Below are 14,556 nucleotides of genomic sequence, written 5' to 3'. Positions count from 1 at the left end.
GGTCGACGGGGAGTCAATCTTGGGGCGACGCGCCCTCGTCCCGGAGCCTATCGCGCAGGGCTCGTGATCGCCTCTTCCAATGACCGTCGCGAGCGCTCCAGGCCATCCATAGCGCCAAGTAGGCGGCCACGCACAGGAAGGGAAGCCAAAGGATGGCGGGCTCGAACCCTTCACGCCGCGCGCCGCGCCCCTGCATCGGCAGATCCAGGATGTCGGCCAGCACCACCGCCCAACCGGCCAGGAATATCAGCACCGCGGAGCGCCAGGGCCTCAACGGATTGACGACGTCGTCGTGGCGGTCGGGTTGCGCGCGGAGCATGGCGGGAGCCTAAGCCAAGCTCCGCCGAGGTCAATCTAAGGGCGTGCGAGTGGATTGCGCACGCGGATCTTGTCGCCGCGAGCCACGCCGAACGTCTCCAGCGGATAGCGTAGCTCGACACCCTCGGCGACCAGCGCGCGGCACATGTCAGGCCGTTTGCGGGTGAAGGTGAAGGCGGTGAGGCCATCACGGCGCTGGCTCTCGACCGCGAAGTCGTCGGAGCGCGTGCAGCCATTGGACGAGACGCGGATGACGAGATCATCCCGCTCCACCCGCACGGCCTGCAGAGGCTCGAGGCCGTCCGAAACGCTTCGGGTTACAGAGACGTCGTGGCGGCCCTCGTCGGCGTCGATGATCACGCAGGCCGAGGTGCTCAGGCCCACGGTGATAACGGCGGCGAGCGGTGCGAGTTTCATGGTTTCCCCTCCAGTCAGCTTGACCGTGAGAGGACCGCCCGCCGCCTGAACCCAGGATGAATTACGAAAGAGTCACAACCGCGCAGCGTGGAACGCCAGGTGATCGCCGATGAAGGTGCTGATGAAGAAATAGCTGTGGTCGTAGCCCGCCTGCCGCCGCACCGTGACCTCGCGGCCGGCCTTGGCGGCGGCGGCTTCGATCAGCTCGGGCTTCAGCTGGTTCTCCAGGAAGTTGTCGGCCAGACCCTGGTCGATCAGGATGTCGTCGAACTCAGCGCCCTTGCCGTCCTCGATCAGGGCGCAGGCGTCGTAAGGACGCCAGGCGGCGCGATCCGGCCCCAGATAGGCGCTCAGCGCCTTGTCGCCCCAGGGGCAGTTCAGCGGCGAGACGATCGGCGCGAAGGCGCTGACCGACTTGAAGAGCTCGGGATGCTTCAGGGCGATGGTCAGGGCCCCATGGCCGCCCATCGAGTGGCCGAAGATCCCCTTGCGCGCGCCGTCCAGCGGGAACGCCCCCTCGACCGCCGCCAGCAGGTCGCCGGTGACGTAGGAGTGCATCATGAAATGCGGCGCCCACGGGGCCTGGGTGGCGTCGACGTAGAAGCCGGCCCCCTGCCCCAGGTCGTACGCCGGATCGTCGGCGACGCCTTCTCCACGAGGGCTGGTGTCCGGCGCGACGATCGCGATCCCGTGCCGGGCGGCGTGTTGGTAGACGCCCGACTTCACTGTGAAATTGTCCTCGGTGCAGGTCAGGCCCGACAGCCAGACGAGGTAGGGGAACGGCCCCTGCCCGTCCGGCGTCCACACCGTGAACTTCATCGGCGTGCCGGTGCTGGTGCTGTCGTGGCGGCAGTAACGCAGCGCTCCGCCGTGAACGCGGTGGGTGGAGAGGGTTTCTACGGTCATGGGCTTGCCTCCACTCCCTTCCCCCTTGATGGGGGAAGGGTTGGGGATGGGGGTGATCTACGAGGGTGGCGACGCGCACGGCGTCAAACGCCAGCGTCACCCCCCACCCTACCCTCCCCCATCAAGGGGGAGGAAACTTGACGCTAGAACGTCACCACGGTCCGGATGCTCTCGCCCGCGTGCATCAGGTCGAAGGCCTTGTTGATCTCTTCCAGCGGCAGGACGTGGGTGATCATCGGGTCGATCTGGATCTTCCCGTCCATGTACCAGTCGACGATCTTGGGCGTGTCGGTGCGCCCCCGCGCGCCGCCGAAGGCCGTGCCGCGCCAGACCCGTCCGGTGACCAGCTGGAACGGACGGGTGGAGATCTCCTTCCCCGCCTCGGCCACGCCGATGATGATGCTCTCGCCCCAGCCGCGGTGGCAGGCCTCCAGAGCCGTCCGCATGACGCCGGTGTTGCCGGTGGCGTCGAAGGTGTAGTCCGCGCCGCCGTCGGTCAGCGCCACCAGGTGCTGGACGAGGTCGCCCTGCACGTCCTTGGGATTGACGAAGTGGGTCATGCCGAACTTGCGGCCCCACTCTTCGCGGTCCGGATTGATGTCGACGCCGACGATCATGTTGGCGCCGACCAGCTTCAGGCCCTGGATGACGTTCAGGCCGATGCCGCCCAGGCCGAAGACGATGGCGTTGGCGCCCGGCTCGACCTTGGCGGTGTTGGTGACCGCGCCGACGCCCGTCGTCACGCCGCAGCCGCAGTAGCAGGCCGTCTTGAACGGCGCGTCGCGGCGGATCTTGGCGACCGCGATCTCGGGCAGGACCGTGTAGTTCGAGAAGGTCGAGCAGCCCATGTAGTGATAGATCGGCTGGCCCTTGTACGAGAACCGGCTGGTGCCGTCCGGCATCAGGCCCTTGCCTTGGGTGGCGCGGATCGCCGTGCACAGGTTGGTCTTGCCCGACAGACAGCTTTTGCACTGACGGCATTCGGGCGTGTAGAGCGGGATCACGTGGTCGCCGACCGCCACGCTGGTCACCCCAGGGCCGACCTCGACCACCACGCCCGCGCCCTCGTGGCCCAGGATCGAGGGGAAGATGCCCTCGCTGTCGAAGCCGTCCAGCGTGTAGGCGTCGGTGTGGCAGACGCCCGTCGCCTTGATCTCGACCATCACCTCGCCGGCCTTGGGCCCTTCGAGGTCGACCTCGACGATCTCCAGCGGCTTCTTGGCTTCGAAAGCAACGGCGGCGCGGGTTTTCATCGGCAGGTCTCCTCAACAGCGAGTCGGCGCGACTTTGCCGCCGCGCGCCGTCCGGGTCGAGCCCCGATCAGGCCTTGACGACGGGCGGCAGGCGGAAGCGACCGTCCAGCAGTTCGGCCCTGGGCAGATAGGCGCGCAGATACATGGCGAACGGTCCGGCCTTAGGCGCTGGCAGCCAGTTGGCCGAGCGTTCGCCGCCGGGATCGGTCCGGCCGATCCAGATGTCCAGCGAACCGTCGGCGTTGCGCTTCAGCCCCCGCGTGCGATCGCCGATCGTGTAGCGGCCCAGCGGATTGTCGGTGAAGAAGAACTGCCCGTCCTTCGTGGCCTCGTACATCGACAGCGACCAGAAGCCGTCCAGCGGCAAGCGCGCGGGCAGGCTCAGCCGGTAGAGGCCGTCGCCGATGAAGGTCCCCGCCCCGTCATCGCCGGCCGCCTTCATGTACATCGCTTCGGCCACCGGTAGCGCGCCCAGCCCCTGCAGGGCGACGATGGCGCGATAGAGATAGTCCTGGCCGTAGTCGCCGAGATTGGGACGCGGATAGGCCCAGCCGCCAGTGAACGTCTGCCGCCCCTTGGCGAACATGGTGATCAGCCGCGCTTCTTCGACGCCATCGGCCGCCACAGCCGGGTCGAAGGGGCCCGCGCCCAGGAACGGAGCCGTGCGGCGCAGGAGCCGTAAGTCGCTCGGGGGAGCCGGATCGCTGGCCAGAAGCGCTCGAGCCGAGGCGAAATAGGCGTCTGGCGCGGCGTCCCGCGTGGCGTAGGTCGGCACGGGCGCGGCTGTCGGACCCTTCAGCTGGAAACCGTCCTGCGCCTTGTGCGCGGCGGCGAGGTCTTCGCCACCGTCGGTCAGCACCCGCAGCAGCAGCCACGCATGCGGCGTGGCGATGCGGGTCGGATTGGGTCCGCTCGCAACCTGCCCCGGCCCAACCAGCGTGAAGGTCCCGCCCTCCCCGCCGATCGTGCGCGTCCCCAGCACCACGTTGTTGTTGGTGAACATGTCCATCACCGCCACCGAGTAGTAGCGCTCGCCCATCGGCGGGATGGTCAGGGTCGCGGGTCCCCACGTCAGGTCCAGGAAAGTCCAGGAGTAGAGGGTGTCGTTGTTGGGCGTGGTCACGCGCCGGGACGTGTGGTCCGCCAGGGTCCGCGTGTGGTCCAACTTGTTGATGGCGGCGCCCGGCGCTTTCAGCATCCGCGCGCGGGTGGTCGCCATCTCGATCAGCGGCAGGGCGTAGAGGTAAGCGTCTTGCGCCGCCGTCGCGTTCGTCGGCGCGGCGGCGTGAGCCTGAAGACCCGGCGCGAAACTCGCTGCGCCGGCCAAGGCCAGCAGCTTTCGACGGTTCATGGCCCCCTCCCGCAAACACTTGTTCGGAAGAGTGAACGCGGGAAAAGCGAGCGGCGCAAGGCCGCCCGCCTCCCGTCTACCGCTCCCGGGGAGCCGCCGGGCGCGTATCAGGCCGCGTGGGCGTAGCGCGCGGCGTGCACCGCGGCTTCCAGCGTGATGATGGTGGCGTCGACCCGCTCGTGCGGATCCGAGCCGACGACCTTCTTAAGCAGGCCCGGCGACAGGGCTTCGCGCAGATGGCCCAGCGCGCGCGGCGGCGCGATCAGCACGACTTGGTCGAAGTGATGCTTGGCGGCGAGGCCTTCCAGCCGCTTGGCGAGGCCCGTCAGGAACGCCTTTTCGGCCCGGTCCCGGGCGTCGCCCGAATGGGTGATGTGGCTGGGGGCGGCATGGTCGTGATGTTCCTTCACGTCCGCCAGCCATTCGGGACGGTCATGAAGCGGGCCGTCGATGCGCGGCTGCTCCAGAAGGCGGGCGCGACGGCCGTCGGCGACGACGACGAGGGTGATGGCGTCTGGGTTCATGGAGAGGCTCCTTGCTAACCACTGACGGCAGCTTGCGCCTCGGCGATCCGGCGGCGGATGATCCAGGTCAAATCCGCCGCCGGATCCTGTCCTTAAGGAGCCGGCTTCTTGGCCGCCTTCTCGGCCAGCTTGGCCAGCACGCGGCCGCGCCCCTTGCTGAGCGCGGTGATCACGCCCCGGAAGGTGCGAACCTCCTGGTCGGTCAGTCGAGCCCGGGCCAGCGGGACACGCAGGTTGCGGACCATCGACGGCTTCTTCTCGGGCGGATGATAGAAGCCGGCCTTGTCGAGTTCGTCCTCGAGATGCTCGTAGAGACCCAGCAGCGTCGCCTGGTCGGCGGGCTCCTCGACATTGAGTTCGAACTTCTTCCAGGGCCGATCATCCTGGGTCATCTTCCATTCGTAGGCGTTGATCGACACCGCCTGGGCCAGGTTCAGCGAGCGGAAACGCTCGTCGATCGGGATCGAGACGATGGCTTGGCAAAGGGCGATGTCGTGGGTCTCCAGACCGGCGCGCTCGCCCCCGAACAGCAGGCCGACCTTGCGGCCTTGAGCGACCTCCTCGGCCAGATGGCCGGCGCTTTCACGCGGCGTGTAAACGGGCAGCCGCGTCTCGCGCGGACGAGCCGTGGTGGCGTAGACCAGCTTGAGGTCGGCGATCGCCGCTTCCAGGCTGTCGAACACCTTGGCGTCGTCGAGCGGCCAGTTGGCGCCCGACGCGCTGGCCCAGGCGCGCTCCTGCGGCCAGCCGTCCCGCGGCCGCACGAGCCGCAGGTCATAGAGGCCGAAATTGGCCATGACCCGCGCGACCGAGCCGATGTTCTCGGCCAGCTGGGGTTCGTTGAGGATCACGCAGGGCGGCGCGGGTTGCGCCGAGGCGGACGGGTTTTCGTCGGTCATCCGCACCCTTTGCCGCCGACAGAGCCCTGGACGCAAGAGGGCAGGCAGCCGAACCGCCATGGCCGCGTTTAGCGGGGATGTCCCGTCGCGCCTTCCTGACCGCCCTCGCCGCCCTGCCTCTGCTCGCCGCCTGTGGGCAGAAACCAATGCTGGGTCAGGAAGAGCCGGCGATGGATCCCAAGGGCCTTCAGAAAGCCATCCTGCCCATCGCGGCGCGAGCCGAGCCGGCGGTGCTGGGCGTCGCGGCGGAAGACTTGGGGACGCGTCAGATCTGGGGCTTCAATGGCGATCGCGCGTTCGTGCTGGGCGGGGCCGCCCGCGTCCCCGTCCTGGCGGCGGTGATGGCGGAGCGGGCGGCCGGCCGCTTGGACCTGAACGAGCAGATCGATGCCCGCGACGTCGACCTCTCGCCACCGCCCAGCGCGGTGGCCGACGCGTGGCCCGGCCGAGAATCCTACACCGTGGCCGAACTGGAGGCGCTGGCGCGAACCGGCGACAACACAGCCCTCGATCTTCTGACGAAGCGCATAGGCGGTCCAGGCGCCGTCAACGGGTGGCTGGACGTAAGACAACTACGCGGCGTTTCCGTGGATCGTTATCGCCGACAGGTGGAGACCGATACGATGGGCATGGCCTCGTTCCGCGCCGACTGGAGGGGCGAGACCGCCTGGCGGCGCGCGCTCGCGAGCGTCTCCGCCGATAAACGCGCGACGGCCGCGCGCCAGCGTGCGGCTGATCCACGCGACACGACCACGCCTGTGGGCGTTGTTCGGCTCCTGGAAACCTTCAACACGCGCGAAGCCTTCGCGAGCGCGGACCCCCGCCTGCTTCTCGGAAACGATCCCGGCTATCTGGCGTCCGCCCTGCCTGAAGGCGCCAAGATCTGGCAGGCGGCGGGATCGGCCCGTCCCGACCTCGGCGTGGTCGCCGAGAGCCATGCGGTCGCCCTGATCGAGCTGAAGGACGGTCGGCGCATCGCCCTGGCGGTTTTCCTGACTCGCTCGACGACCGACGTCGCCGCGCGCGAGGCGATCATCACCGAGGCCGGCCGGACGGTGCTGAAGTCGTTCTAGGTCCGCCGGGCGCGCGCCAGGGCCTCGATCAGCTGCGCCGGATGCAGGGGCTTGGCGAGATGCAGGTCCGCGCCAGCGGCCTCGGCGGCGGCGATGTGCTCTTCCATGGCGTTGGCGGTCAGCATGATCACCAGCATCGGACGCGCGCCCGAGGCGGCCTCCCGCGCGCGGATGGCCCGCGTGGCGGAAAGGCCGTCCATGACGGGCATCTGCATGTCCATCAACACTGCGTCGAACGGCTTTTCATCCAGCGCCGCCAGCGCCGCCTCCCCGTCGGCCACCAGGGTCATGTCCACGCCGAACGGCTCCAGCACGATCTCCACGACCTTGCGATTGGTCGGATGGTCCTCGGCGACCAAGACGCGCAAGCCCTCCAGCGACACCGTTTCGGCGGCCTCTTCCTCGGCTTCGGCCGGAAGCTCCGCGCAGCGCTGCAGAGGGAGGACGACCTCGAAACGCGCGCCCTCGCCCGGCGCGCCGTCGGCGGTGATGCGCCCGCCCATCTTGTCGGTGAGGGCGGCGCAGATGGACAGGCCAAGCCCCGTGCCGCCGTACTGACGGGTGATCGACTGGTCGGCCTGGACGAAGCGCTTGAACAAGCGCTCGCGCACCGACGCGTCAAACCCGACCCCGGTGTCGCGCACAACGAAACGCACGCCTTCGTCGCTCCGATCAACCTCAAGGGCCACCTCGCCGTCGTCGGTGAACTTCACGGCGTTGGCCAGCAGGTTCGAGAGGATTTGGCTGATCCGTCCCGAATCCCCCTCGTAGGTTCCCGCCGCCTCCGGCTCGACCGACCAGCGGAAGGTCAGCGCCTTGGCCTGGGCGGCGGCGGCGTGCAGTTCGGCCATGCCCTGGACAAGACGCGCCAGGTCGAACGGCTCGGGGGTGAGTTGGAACTCGCCCGCCTCGATCTTGGACACATCCAAGATGTCGCTGAGCACCTGCTCCAGTAGTCGTCCGGAAGATGAAACCACCGCCGCGAGCTCGCGACGCACCGCGGGATCCCTTTCCTCGGCCAAGCGATCGCTGATGGCGATGACGCCGTTGAGCGGCGTGCGCAGCTCATGGCTCATATTGGCCAAGAAGACCGACTTGGCCTGGTTCGCGCTCTGGAGCTCCGCCGTGCGCTCGGCCACGCGCTCCTCCAGCGACCGCAAGAGCTCCTCGTTACGGTCCCTCTGGCCGCGCAGCGAGCGCGCCAGCACGCCGATTTCGTCCTCGCGCGCCTCGATCGGCGCGGCCGCCGCCGGATCGCCCAGTCTTTGAGCTTCGGCCAGGTGATGCAGCGGCGCGACCACCATCTGGTTCGTCAGGCGATACAGCAACAGAACCTGAGCGAGCACGCCCAGGAAACCGAATAGCAGCACCCAGGAAGCGGTCTTCAGCGAAGACCAGACAATATCGCCCGACGGGAAGGTCATCAGGAACCACCAGCCAGGCTCGATCAGCCGGCCATAAGCCACCAGCCGGTCGCCCTTCGGGGAAAGCACAGTTCCCACGTCCCGGTCCTGCGCCCGGATGTGCTGCATCAGCCGCTTGAGATCGCTTTCGGTCTCGAACCGCCGCAGGGCGGCGGCGTCGACCATGCCCTTGCGGGAAACGGCCTGCGCGGCGATCAGCTCGCCGTTGTCGGCGACGATCATGTTGCGGCCGCCAGGCAAGGCGTCGCCGACCGCGCGCAGCAGATAGGAATCCAGCGACAAGCTCGATCCGAACGCGCCGACGAAGCGGCCGTCCCGGTAGAAGGGCGTCATGCAGGCCGCGTTGAGCCTGCGGCCCGACGGATCCGAGATCAGCCGCCGAAGCTTGGTGCACTTCATCACGCCATCGGGATTATTCTCCGGCAACGTCAGGAGCGTCATCTCCTCGGAGGCGATGCTGAGGTCGGGAGGCGCGTCACGCCGATAGAACTGGAGCTTGTCGGCGCGCTTGGGCCCGAACATCACCAGCCGCGAGTCCGGCGTGAAGAAATAGAAGTTGTCGTAGTGGCGGAGCTGGGCTTCCCCGGTGGCGGCCACGACCTCCAAGGCCGAGACGATGAGCGCCTTGTCGGCGACCGTCAACGTGGCGGCGCGGGGAAGAAAGGCCCCGACGCCGTAGACGTACTGCTCACCGATCCGCGCGCCATCGAACAATCCCGGCGCCGAGCGACGCGTGCCGTCACCGTAGTCCGGAAACAGAGTGTCAAACCTCGCTAGCTTACGAGCGTCCTCCCTCTGGGCTAGCCGTCGGGTCAGGGCCTCCCCCGCCGCGTCATGAACCTTCACGAGGTCGGAGAACAGGCGGTCCTCGGTCTTGACGCGTTCGCCCACATAGGCGGCCAGATGACGGGTCTGGGAGTCGGCCGCGCTCTCGCGCACGAAGACGAATGCGGCCGCCGTGGCGACGCCCGTGACGGCGATGGACAACATCGCCACCATGGTCAGCAGGCGCCGCGCCAAGGGCCTTGTCACCTGACCATTCGTTGTTGCGCTGCCGTTCAAACACGCCCCCGCACCGATCCGACGCCGCGGATCGGTCATTCACCAAAATCCAAACGCCCAACCTACCAAGCACGCTCTTCGCACTCGGCGCTCGCTCCGCGCCCCCACGGAAGAACACCCAAAACAGCGGCCCCGAGCTCATCGCCGAGGCCAGACGTCCAACCGATCCGCTTTTCCCTCGCCACGCAACAGTCTATAGCGACCCGGTCCGCGCCGCGTCCTGGCCCTGTGCGCCAGGCCGCTCCAGGCGCGCCACCGCCAGAGGAACTGCCCCGCAATGGCCAAGATCAAAGTCGCCAATCCCGTCGTCGACATGGACGGGGACGAAATGACCCGGATCATCTGGAAGCTCATCAAGGATAAGCTGATCTTCCCGTACCTGGACCTGGAACTGGATTACTACGACCTTTCGGTTGAAAATCGCGACGCCACCGACGACCAGGTGACGATCGACGCCGCCAACGCCACCAAGAAGCACGGCGTGGCCGTCAAGTGCGCCACCATCACGCCGGACGAAGCCCGCGTGAAGGAATTCAATCTCAAGAAGATGTGGAAGTCGCCGAACGGCACGATCCGCAACATCCTGGGCGGCGTGATCTTCCGTGAACCGATCATCTGCCAGAACGTGCCGCGCCTGGTGCCGGGCTGGACCCAGCCGATCATCGTCGGCCGCCACGCCTTTGGCGACCAGTACCGCGCCACCGACTTCCTGTTCCCCGGCAAGGGCACCCTGACGATCAAGTTCGTCGGCGAAGACGGCCAGACCATCGAGCACGAAGTGTTCAAGGCCCCGGGCTCGGGCGTCGCCATGGCGATGTACAACCTCGACGAGTCGATCCGCGAGTTCGCCCACGCCTCGTTCGCCTATGGCCTGAACCGCAAGTACCCGGTCTACCTGTCGACCAAGAACACGATCCTCAAGGCCTATGACGGTCGCTTCAAGGACATCTTCCAAGAGGTCTACGACGCCGAGTACGCCGAGAAGTTCAAGGCCCTGGGCATCCACTACGAGCACCGCCTGATCGACGACATGGTCGCCTCGGCGCTGAAGTGGTCGGGCGGCTACGTCTGGGCTTGCAAGAACTACGACGGCGACGTGCAGTCGGACATCGTCGCCCAGGGCTTCGGGTCGCTCGGCCTGATGACCTCGGTGCTGATGACGCCGGACGGCAAGACGGTGGAAGCCGAAGCCGCCCACGGCACGGTCACCCGCCACTACCGTCAGCATCAGAAGGGCGAGAGCACCTCGACCAACTCGATCGCCTCGATCTTCGCCTGGACCCGTGGCCTGGCCCACCGCGCCAAGCTCGACAACAACACCGAACTGGCCAACTTCGCCGCCACCCTTGAGAAGGTCTGCGTCGACACCGTCGAGAGCGGCTACATGACCAAGGACCTGGCTCTGCTGGTCGGTGACAAGCAAGGCTGGCTGACCACCGAAGGCTTCCTCGACAAGATCGACGAGAACCTGAAGAAGGCCATGGCCGTCGCCTAACCTTCGCTTCCAGCGAAGACGCCGACAAAGGCGCCCCCGGACAAGCTCCGGGGGCGTTTTTCGTTCTGGACGATCGAGCGAAGGCTTGATCTACCCCACTGGACCTCCGGAGGCCTCATGACCCTGCAGAAGCGGATCTGGGATCTGATCGTGCTGGCGATCTTCGTGTTCGCCGCCGCGTTCGTCTCCGCGCCCTGGTTCGCGTTCCGGGCGCTCAAGTCCGCCGCCCAGTACGAGGATGTGCAGGCGATCGGCGAACTGGTCGATTTCCCCGCTGTGCGCCGCGGCCTGACGGCCCAGTTGGTCGTCGATGCGCCCGCCGCCAAGCCGGAAAACCCCTCGATCTGGCGCGACCCATTGGGCGTCTTCAAGAAGGCGGTGGAGCCGATCGCGCCACCCGAACCCAGGGTCGACCGCTATCTGACGGTGTCCGGCTTCAACGCCTTGACGCGCGGCTATGCGCCGAACGTGGCGCCGGCGGAGCCATCGTCTTCCGATGCGATCAAGCAAGCCCTGAAGGGCCCTCACCCCACGATCGCCTATTGGGACCCGAACCGCGTTCGCATCGCGGTCAAGCGGCCGGAGGCGCGCGGCAAGCTGACGGTGTTCACGTTCGAACGCCGAGCGCTGTTCACCTGGAAGCTGGTCCACATCCGCCTGCCGGCCAACGAGCGCCAAGGCTGAGCATCCGCCCGAGGTTCTGGTCTTGATCGCTATTGTTACGGACGTTCTGGTTCGGGTCTGGCCCTTCTTCCTGCTGGTCGGGGCGGGACTGGCGCTGACCCGTCTGCGCCTGCTGGACGCTCACCAGGCGCGAGGGCTGTCGATCTATGTGTACTGGATCGGCTTTCCCGCCCTGCTGATCCACTCCTTGTCGCGCGTGGGCCGTCCGACGCCAGAGCTCGCCGCCGGTTTGGCGGCCTGTGCCGTCGCCGGCCTCGCGGTCATTGCGACGGTCGTCATCCTGGGCCGAACGCTGAGATGGACGAAGGCCGAACAGGCCGGCGCGGCGATCACCAGCGGGGTCGGCAACAGCGCGTTCCTGACCTTGCCGATCACCGCGGCCGTCATGGGCGCCGAGACCGCACGTCTGGTGGCCGGCGTGGTCGCGGTGGACTTCGTGATCCTCTCGGCCGCGGGTGTAGGGTTGCTGGGCTGGGCCGCCGGACGGTCGGTGTGGCGCTCGATCTTGCAAGCGTTCCGCAATCCCGTCGTCGCGGCCGCCCTGGCCGGAGCCGCCCTGGCCCTGCTCGACCTGAAGCCCCCCGAGGCGCTGGACCGCGCCCTTGGGTTGGCCGCCGCGTCGGGCAGCCCCGTCGGCCTCGTCGCGCTCGGCGCGGCGCTGGGCCTTCGCGAAGCCGAGGGCGAAGCCGCGCCGCACAACGTCCCAATCGCCACGGCGGCGGTCGCCAAGCTCGCCCTGTTTCCGCTTCTGGCCTGGTTCGCCATCGGCCTGACGTCCGCGCCGCCGGCCTTCCGCGCCGGGGCGACCTTGCTGGCGGCCGCGCCTACGGCGGTCAGCGCCTTCATCCAGACCCGCGCCTATGACGTTTTCGCGCGCGGCGCGGCGCGCATCGTTGCCCTGACCACCGCCGCCGCGCTCCTGACCCTCGCCATCGCGGTGTTGCTGCTGGTTCCAACCGCAACGCCTTAAGGGCCGAGCTGGTTTGACACCGCGAGACCCGGCCGATAGATGACTTTGCGAGTCATTATCGTTTGCATTGAGGTTTTCCATGTCGCCGACTTTCCGCGCCCTCTTGCTCGGCGGGGCCGCGCTGGCCTGCGTCGGCGTTTCGAGCTTCGCGCTCGCCGAGGAAGTCGGATTGGACGCCGCGGACACCAATCAGGTCGACCGGGTTGTGATCACCGGCGCGCGCACGCGCACGTCGGCCGTCGCGGGTCTGGATATGAGCCTGCGTGAAACCCCTCAGTCCGTGACCTTGATCAATCAGGACCGGATCAAGGACTTCGCCTTGACCGACGTGAACCAACTGCTGGCCCAGATCACCGGGGTGAATGTCGAACGGGTCGAGACAGATCGCACCTATTACAACTCGCGCGGCTTCGACATCACCAACTTCCAGGTCGACGGCATCGGCCTGCCGCTGATCTGGGGCATTCAGTTCGGCGATCTCGACACGGTGCTGTTCGAGCGGGCCGAGGCCGTACGCGGCGCCAACAGCATGATGACCGGCGCCGGTAACCCGTCGGCGACCATCAACTACGTCCGCAAGCGCCCGACCAACACCTTCCAGGCCAGCGGCGCGCTGCAGTACGGCTCCTGGAACGACTACCGGCTCGAGGCCGATGTGTCGGGCCCGTTGAACGCCTCGGGCACGCTCGCTGGCCGCGTGATCTACGCCAATGAGGACAAGGACAGCTATCTCGACCACTACGGCGTCAACCGGAACGTCTATGGCGCCCTGCTGGCCTGGGACGCCACGCCGAAGCTCACGGCCACCGTCGGCTGGTCGATGCAGGACAACCGCGCGCGCGGCAACAACTGGGGCGCCCTGCCCCTGACCTACAGCGACGGAACGCGGATCAACTACCCGCGCTCGGCCTCGACCTCGGCCGACTGGACGCACTGGAACGTCAAGGACCAGACCGGCTTTGGCGAGTTGGCCTGGCGCCTCGACAACGGCTGGCAGATCAAGACGATCGGCACGCTCAAGCGCTTCGAGGAAAACGCCAAGCTGCTCTACGCCTACGGCGCGCCGGACAAGACCACGGGGCTCGGCGTGCAGGGCATGGCCGGCGTCTACCCGTCGATCTACGAAAGCGCCATCCTCGACGCCTACGCCGCGGGCCCCTTCCAGCTGTTCGGGCGCACGCACCAGTTGGTGGTCGGCGGCCAGGTCTCACGCTCGCACGGGCATGAGTACGAAGCCTTCTCGGATGAGACGATCGTCTATGGGCCGGTCGGGACCTGGGCGGGCGTGCAGCCCGCCGAACCGACCTTCCCCGACGCCTATCTCGCCGCCGACCAGGTGGACCGCCAGGCCCGCTTCTACGCCGCGACGCATCTCAGCCTCAGCGACAAGCTGAAGGCGGTCGTGGGCTTCAATGCGCTGAAGCTGAAATCGAAGGGCTTCTCGTACGGCGTCGATGCGCGGCGGGATGAGGAGAAGGTCAGCCCCTATGTCGGGGCGGTCTACGATCTGAACCAGAACGTCTCGCTGTACGCCAGCTACACCGACATCTTCAATCCGCAGTCGGAAGTCGACGTCAACCACGAGACCTTGGCCGCCGCGCACGGCAAGGCCTACGAGGCCGGGGTGAAAAGCGAGTGGTTCGACGGCCGGCTGTATGTGACCGGCGCGGTCTTCACGTCCCGCCAGGCCAACCTCGCCGAATACGCCGGCACCTTCACCGACACGCTGCAGAGCTACTACGCCGGGGTCGACACCAAGGCGAAAGGCTATGAGCTGGAGGCCGTCGGCGCGATCAACGCCCAATGGCGCGTCAGCCTCGGCTGGACGGACCTGTCGATCAAGGACGGCGACGGAAACAAGGCCCGCACCTACCTGCCGCGCAAGACACTGAAAGCCTCGACGACCTACACCATCCCGTCGGTTCGCAACCTGACCCTGGGCGCCCAGCTTCGCTGGCAGGACGACATCCAGAGCCAGGACGTCGCTCTGCTCGAGCAGAAGGCCTATGCCGTGCTCGACCTGATGGCCGGGATCGACGTGACCGAAAAGGTGCGCGCGACGCTCAACGTCAAGAACGCCACTGACAAGACCTATCTGACCAGCCTGATGTGGGCCCAGTCCTACTACGCCGCGCCGCGCAGCGTGTCCGTCCGACTGGACTACGCGTTCTAGGGCCGGG

General features: G+C 67.4%; 13 protein-coding genes. 5 read left to right on the top strand and 8 right to left on the bottom strand.

Annotation, left to right across the window (positions count from 1 at the left end; all coding sequences use genetic code 11):
- Nucleotides 1–13: 13 nt before the first annotated feature.
- From CSEG_RS06005 to CSEG_RS05975, 7 genes are all read right to left on the bottom strand, one after another.
- Entirely contained in the window at nucleotides 14–319 is a 306-nt protein-coding gene (locus tag CSEG_RS06005; RefSeq protein ID WP_013078361.1) for a hypothetical protein, read from the bottom strand.
- Nucleotides 320–354: 35 nt separating this feature from the next.
- The gene (locus CSEG_RS06000; RefSeq protein ID WP_013078360.1) at nucleotides 355–735 is read right to left on the bottom strand and encodes a hypothetical protein; all 381 of its coding nucleotides are present in this window, start codon (nucleotides 733–735) and stop codon (nucleotides 355–357) included.
- A 72-nt stretch (nucleotides 736–807) separates the two neighbouring features.
- Nucleotides 808–1,641, bottom strand: coding sequence for an S-formylglutathione hydrolase (gene fghA / locus CSEG_RS05995; RefSeq protein ID WP_013078359.1), 834 nt, complete (start codon nucleotides 1,639–1,641; stop codon nucleotides 808–810).
- Nucleotides 1,642–1,784: 143 nt separating this feature from the next.
- Entirely contained in the window at nucleotides 1,785–2,894 is a 1,110-nt protein-coding gene (locus CSEG_RS05990) for an S-(hydroxymethyl)glutathione dehydrogenase/class III alcohol dehydrogenase (protein WP_013078358.1), read from the bottom strand.
- Nucleotides 2,895–2,961: 67 nt separating this feature from the next.
- Nucleotides 2,962–4,245, bottom strand: coding sequence for a DUF1254 domain-containing protein (locus CSEG_RS05985; protein ID WP_013078357.1), 1,284 nt, complete (start codon nucleotides 4,243–4,245; stop codon nucleotides 2,962–2,964).
- Between the two features lie 107 nt (nucleotides 4,246–4,352).
- Nucleotides 4,353–4,769 (bottom strand): host attachment protein, encoded by a 417-nt coding sequence (locus CSEG_RS05980; RefSeq protein ID WP_013078356.1) that lies wholly within the window; start codon nucleotides 4,767–4,769, stop codon nucleotides 4,353–4,355.
- A gap of 92 nt (nucleotides 4,770–4,861) precedes the next feature.
- Nucleotides 4,862–5,668: an RNA methyltransferase gene (locus CSEG_RS05975; RefSeq protein ID WP_013078355.1), complete on the bottom strand. Its 807-nt coding sequence runs from the start codon at nucleotides 5,666–5,668 to the stop codon at nucleotides 4,862–4,864.
- A 77-nt stretch (nucleotides 5,669–5,745) separates the two neighbouring features.
- Here CSEG_RS05975 and CSEG_RS05970 point away from each other — a divergent pair, with 77 nt between their 5' ends.
- Nucleotides 5,746–6,741, top strand: a complete 996-nt coding sequence (locus CSEG_RS05970) for a serine hydrolase (RefSeq protein ID WP_013078354.1) — start codon at nucleotides 5,746–5,748, stop codon at nucleotides 6,739–6,741.
- Here the strand turns inward: CSEG_RS05970 and CSEG_RS05965 are convergent.
- The gene (locus CSEG_RS05965; protein ID WP_041538216.1) at nucleotides 6,738–9,266 is read right to left on the bottom strand and encodes an ATP-binding protein; all 2,529 of its coding nucleotides are present in this window, start codon (nucleotides 9,264–9,266) and stop codon (nucleotides 6,738–6,740) included. The genes CSEG_RS05970 and CSEG_RS05965 overlap by 4 nt on opposite strands.
- Nucleotides 9,267–9,504: 238 nt before the next feature.
- Here CSEG_RS05965 and CSEG_RS05960 point away from each other — a divergent pair, with 238 nt between their 5' ends.
- The 4 genes from CSEG_RS05960 to CSEG_RS05945 all read left to right on the top strand — a co-directional run bounded on the left by CSEG_RS05960 (nucleotide 9,505) and on the right by CSEG_RS05945 (nucleotide 14,549).
- Nucleotides 9,505–10,722, top strand: a complete 1,218-nt coding sequence (locus CSEG_RS05960; protein ID WP_013078352.1) for an NADP-dependent isocitrate dehydrogenase — start codon at nucleotides 9,505–9,507, stop codon at nucleotides 10,720–10,722.
- Nucleotides 10,723–10,839: 117 nt separating this feature from the next.
- On the top strand, nucleotides 10,840–11,406 hold the full coding sequence (locus CSEG_RS05955; protein WP_013078351.1) for a DUF2939 domain-containing protein: 567 nt from the start codon (nucleotides 10,840–10,842) through the stop codon (nucleotides 11,404–11,406).
- A 22-nt stretch (nucleotides 11,407–11,428) separates the two neighbouring features.
- Nucleotides 11,429–12,376, top strand: a complete 948-nt coding sequence (locus CSEG_RS05950) for an AEC family transporter (protein ID WP_013078350.1) — start codon at nucleotides 11,429–11,431, stop codon at nucleotides 12,374–12,376.
- Between the two features lie 79 nt (nucleotides 12,377–12,455).
- Nucleotides 12,456–14,549, top strand: a complete 2,094-nt coding sequence (locus CSEG_RS05945; RefSeq protein WP_013078349.1) for a TonB-dependent siderophore receptor — start codon at nucleotides 12,456–12,458, stop codon at nucleotides 14,547–14,549.
- Nucleotides 14,550–14,556: the final 7 nt, after the last annotated feature.

The organism is Caulobacter segnis ATCC 21756 (assembly GCF_000092285.1).
In the GTDB taxonomy this organism is placed as follows: Bacteria; Pseudomonadota; Alphaproteobacteria; order Caulobacterales; family Caulobacteraceae; genus Caulobacter; species Caulobacter segnis.
This window is presented reverse-complemented; position numbering and strand designations above follow the sequence as displayed.

Excerpts from the sequence above, each read along its gene's own strand:
- CSEG_RS06005 (WP_013078361.1), bottom strand. The coding sequence starts at position 319 with ATGCTCCGCGCGCAACCCGACCGCCACGACGACGTCGTCAATCCGTTG.
- CSEG_RS06000 (WP_013078360.1), bottom strand. The coding sequence starts at position 735 with ATGAAACTCGCACCGCTCGCCGCCGTTATCACCGTGGGCCTGAGCACC.
- fghA (WP_013078359.1), bottom strand. The coding sequence starts at position 1,641 with ATGACCGTAGAAACCCTCTCCACCCACCGCGTTCACGGCGGAGCGCTG.
- CSEG_RS05990 (WP_013078358.1), bottom strand. The coding sequence starts at position 2,894 with ATGAAAACCCGCGCCGCCGTTGCTTTCGAAGCCAAGAAGCCGCTGGAG.
- CSEG_RS05985 (WP_013078357.1), bottom strand. The coding sequence starts at position 4,245 with ATGAACCGTCGAAAGCTGCTGGCCTTGGCCGGCGCAGCGAGTTTCGCG.
- CSEG_RS05980 (WP_013078356.1), bottom strand. The coding sequence starts at position 4,769 with ATGAACCCAGACGCCATCACCCTCGTCGTCGTCGCCGACGGCCGTCGC.
- CSEG_RS05975 (WP_013078355.1), bottom strand. The coding sequence starts at position 5,668 with ATGACCGACGAAAACCCGTCCGCCTCGGCGCAACCCGCGCCGCCCTGC.
- CSEG_RS05970 (WP_013078354.1), top strand. The coding sequence starts at position 5,746 with ATGTCCCGTCGCGCCTTCCTGACCGCCCTCGCCGCCCTGCCTCTGCTC.
- CSEG_RS05965 (WP_041538216.1), bottom strand. The coding sequence starts at position 9,266 with ATGACCGATCCGCGGCGTCGGATCGGTGCGGGGGCGTGTTTGAACGGC.
- CSEG_RS05960 (WP_013078352.1), top strand. The coding sequence starts at position 9,505 with ATGGCCAAGATCAAAGTCGCCAATCCCGTCGTCGACATGGACGGGGAC.
- CSEG_RS05955 (WP_013078351.1), top strand. The coding sequence starts at position 10,840 with ATGACCCTGCAGAAGCGGATCTGGGATCTGATCGTGCTGGCGATCTTC.
- CSEG_RS05945 (WP_013078349.1), top strand. The coding sequence starts at position 12,456 with ATGTCGCCGACTTTCCGCGCCCTCTTGCTCGGCGGGGCCGCGCTGGCC.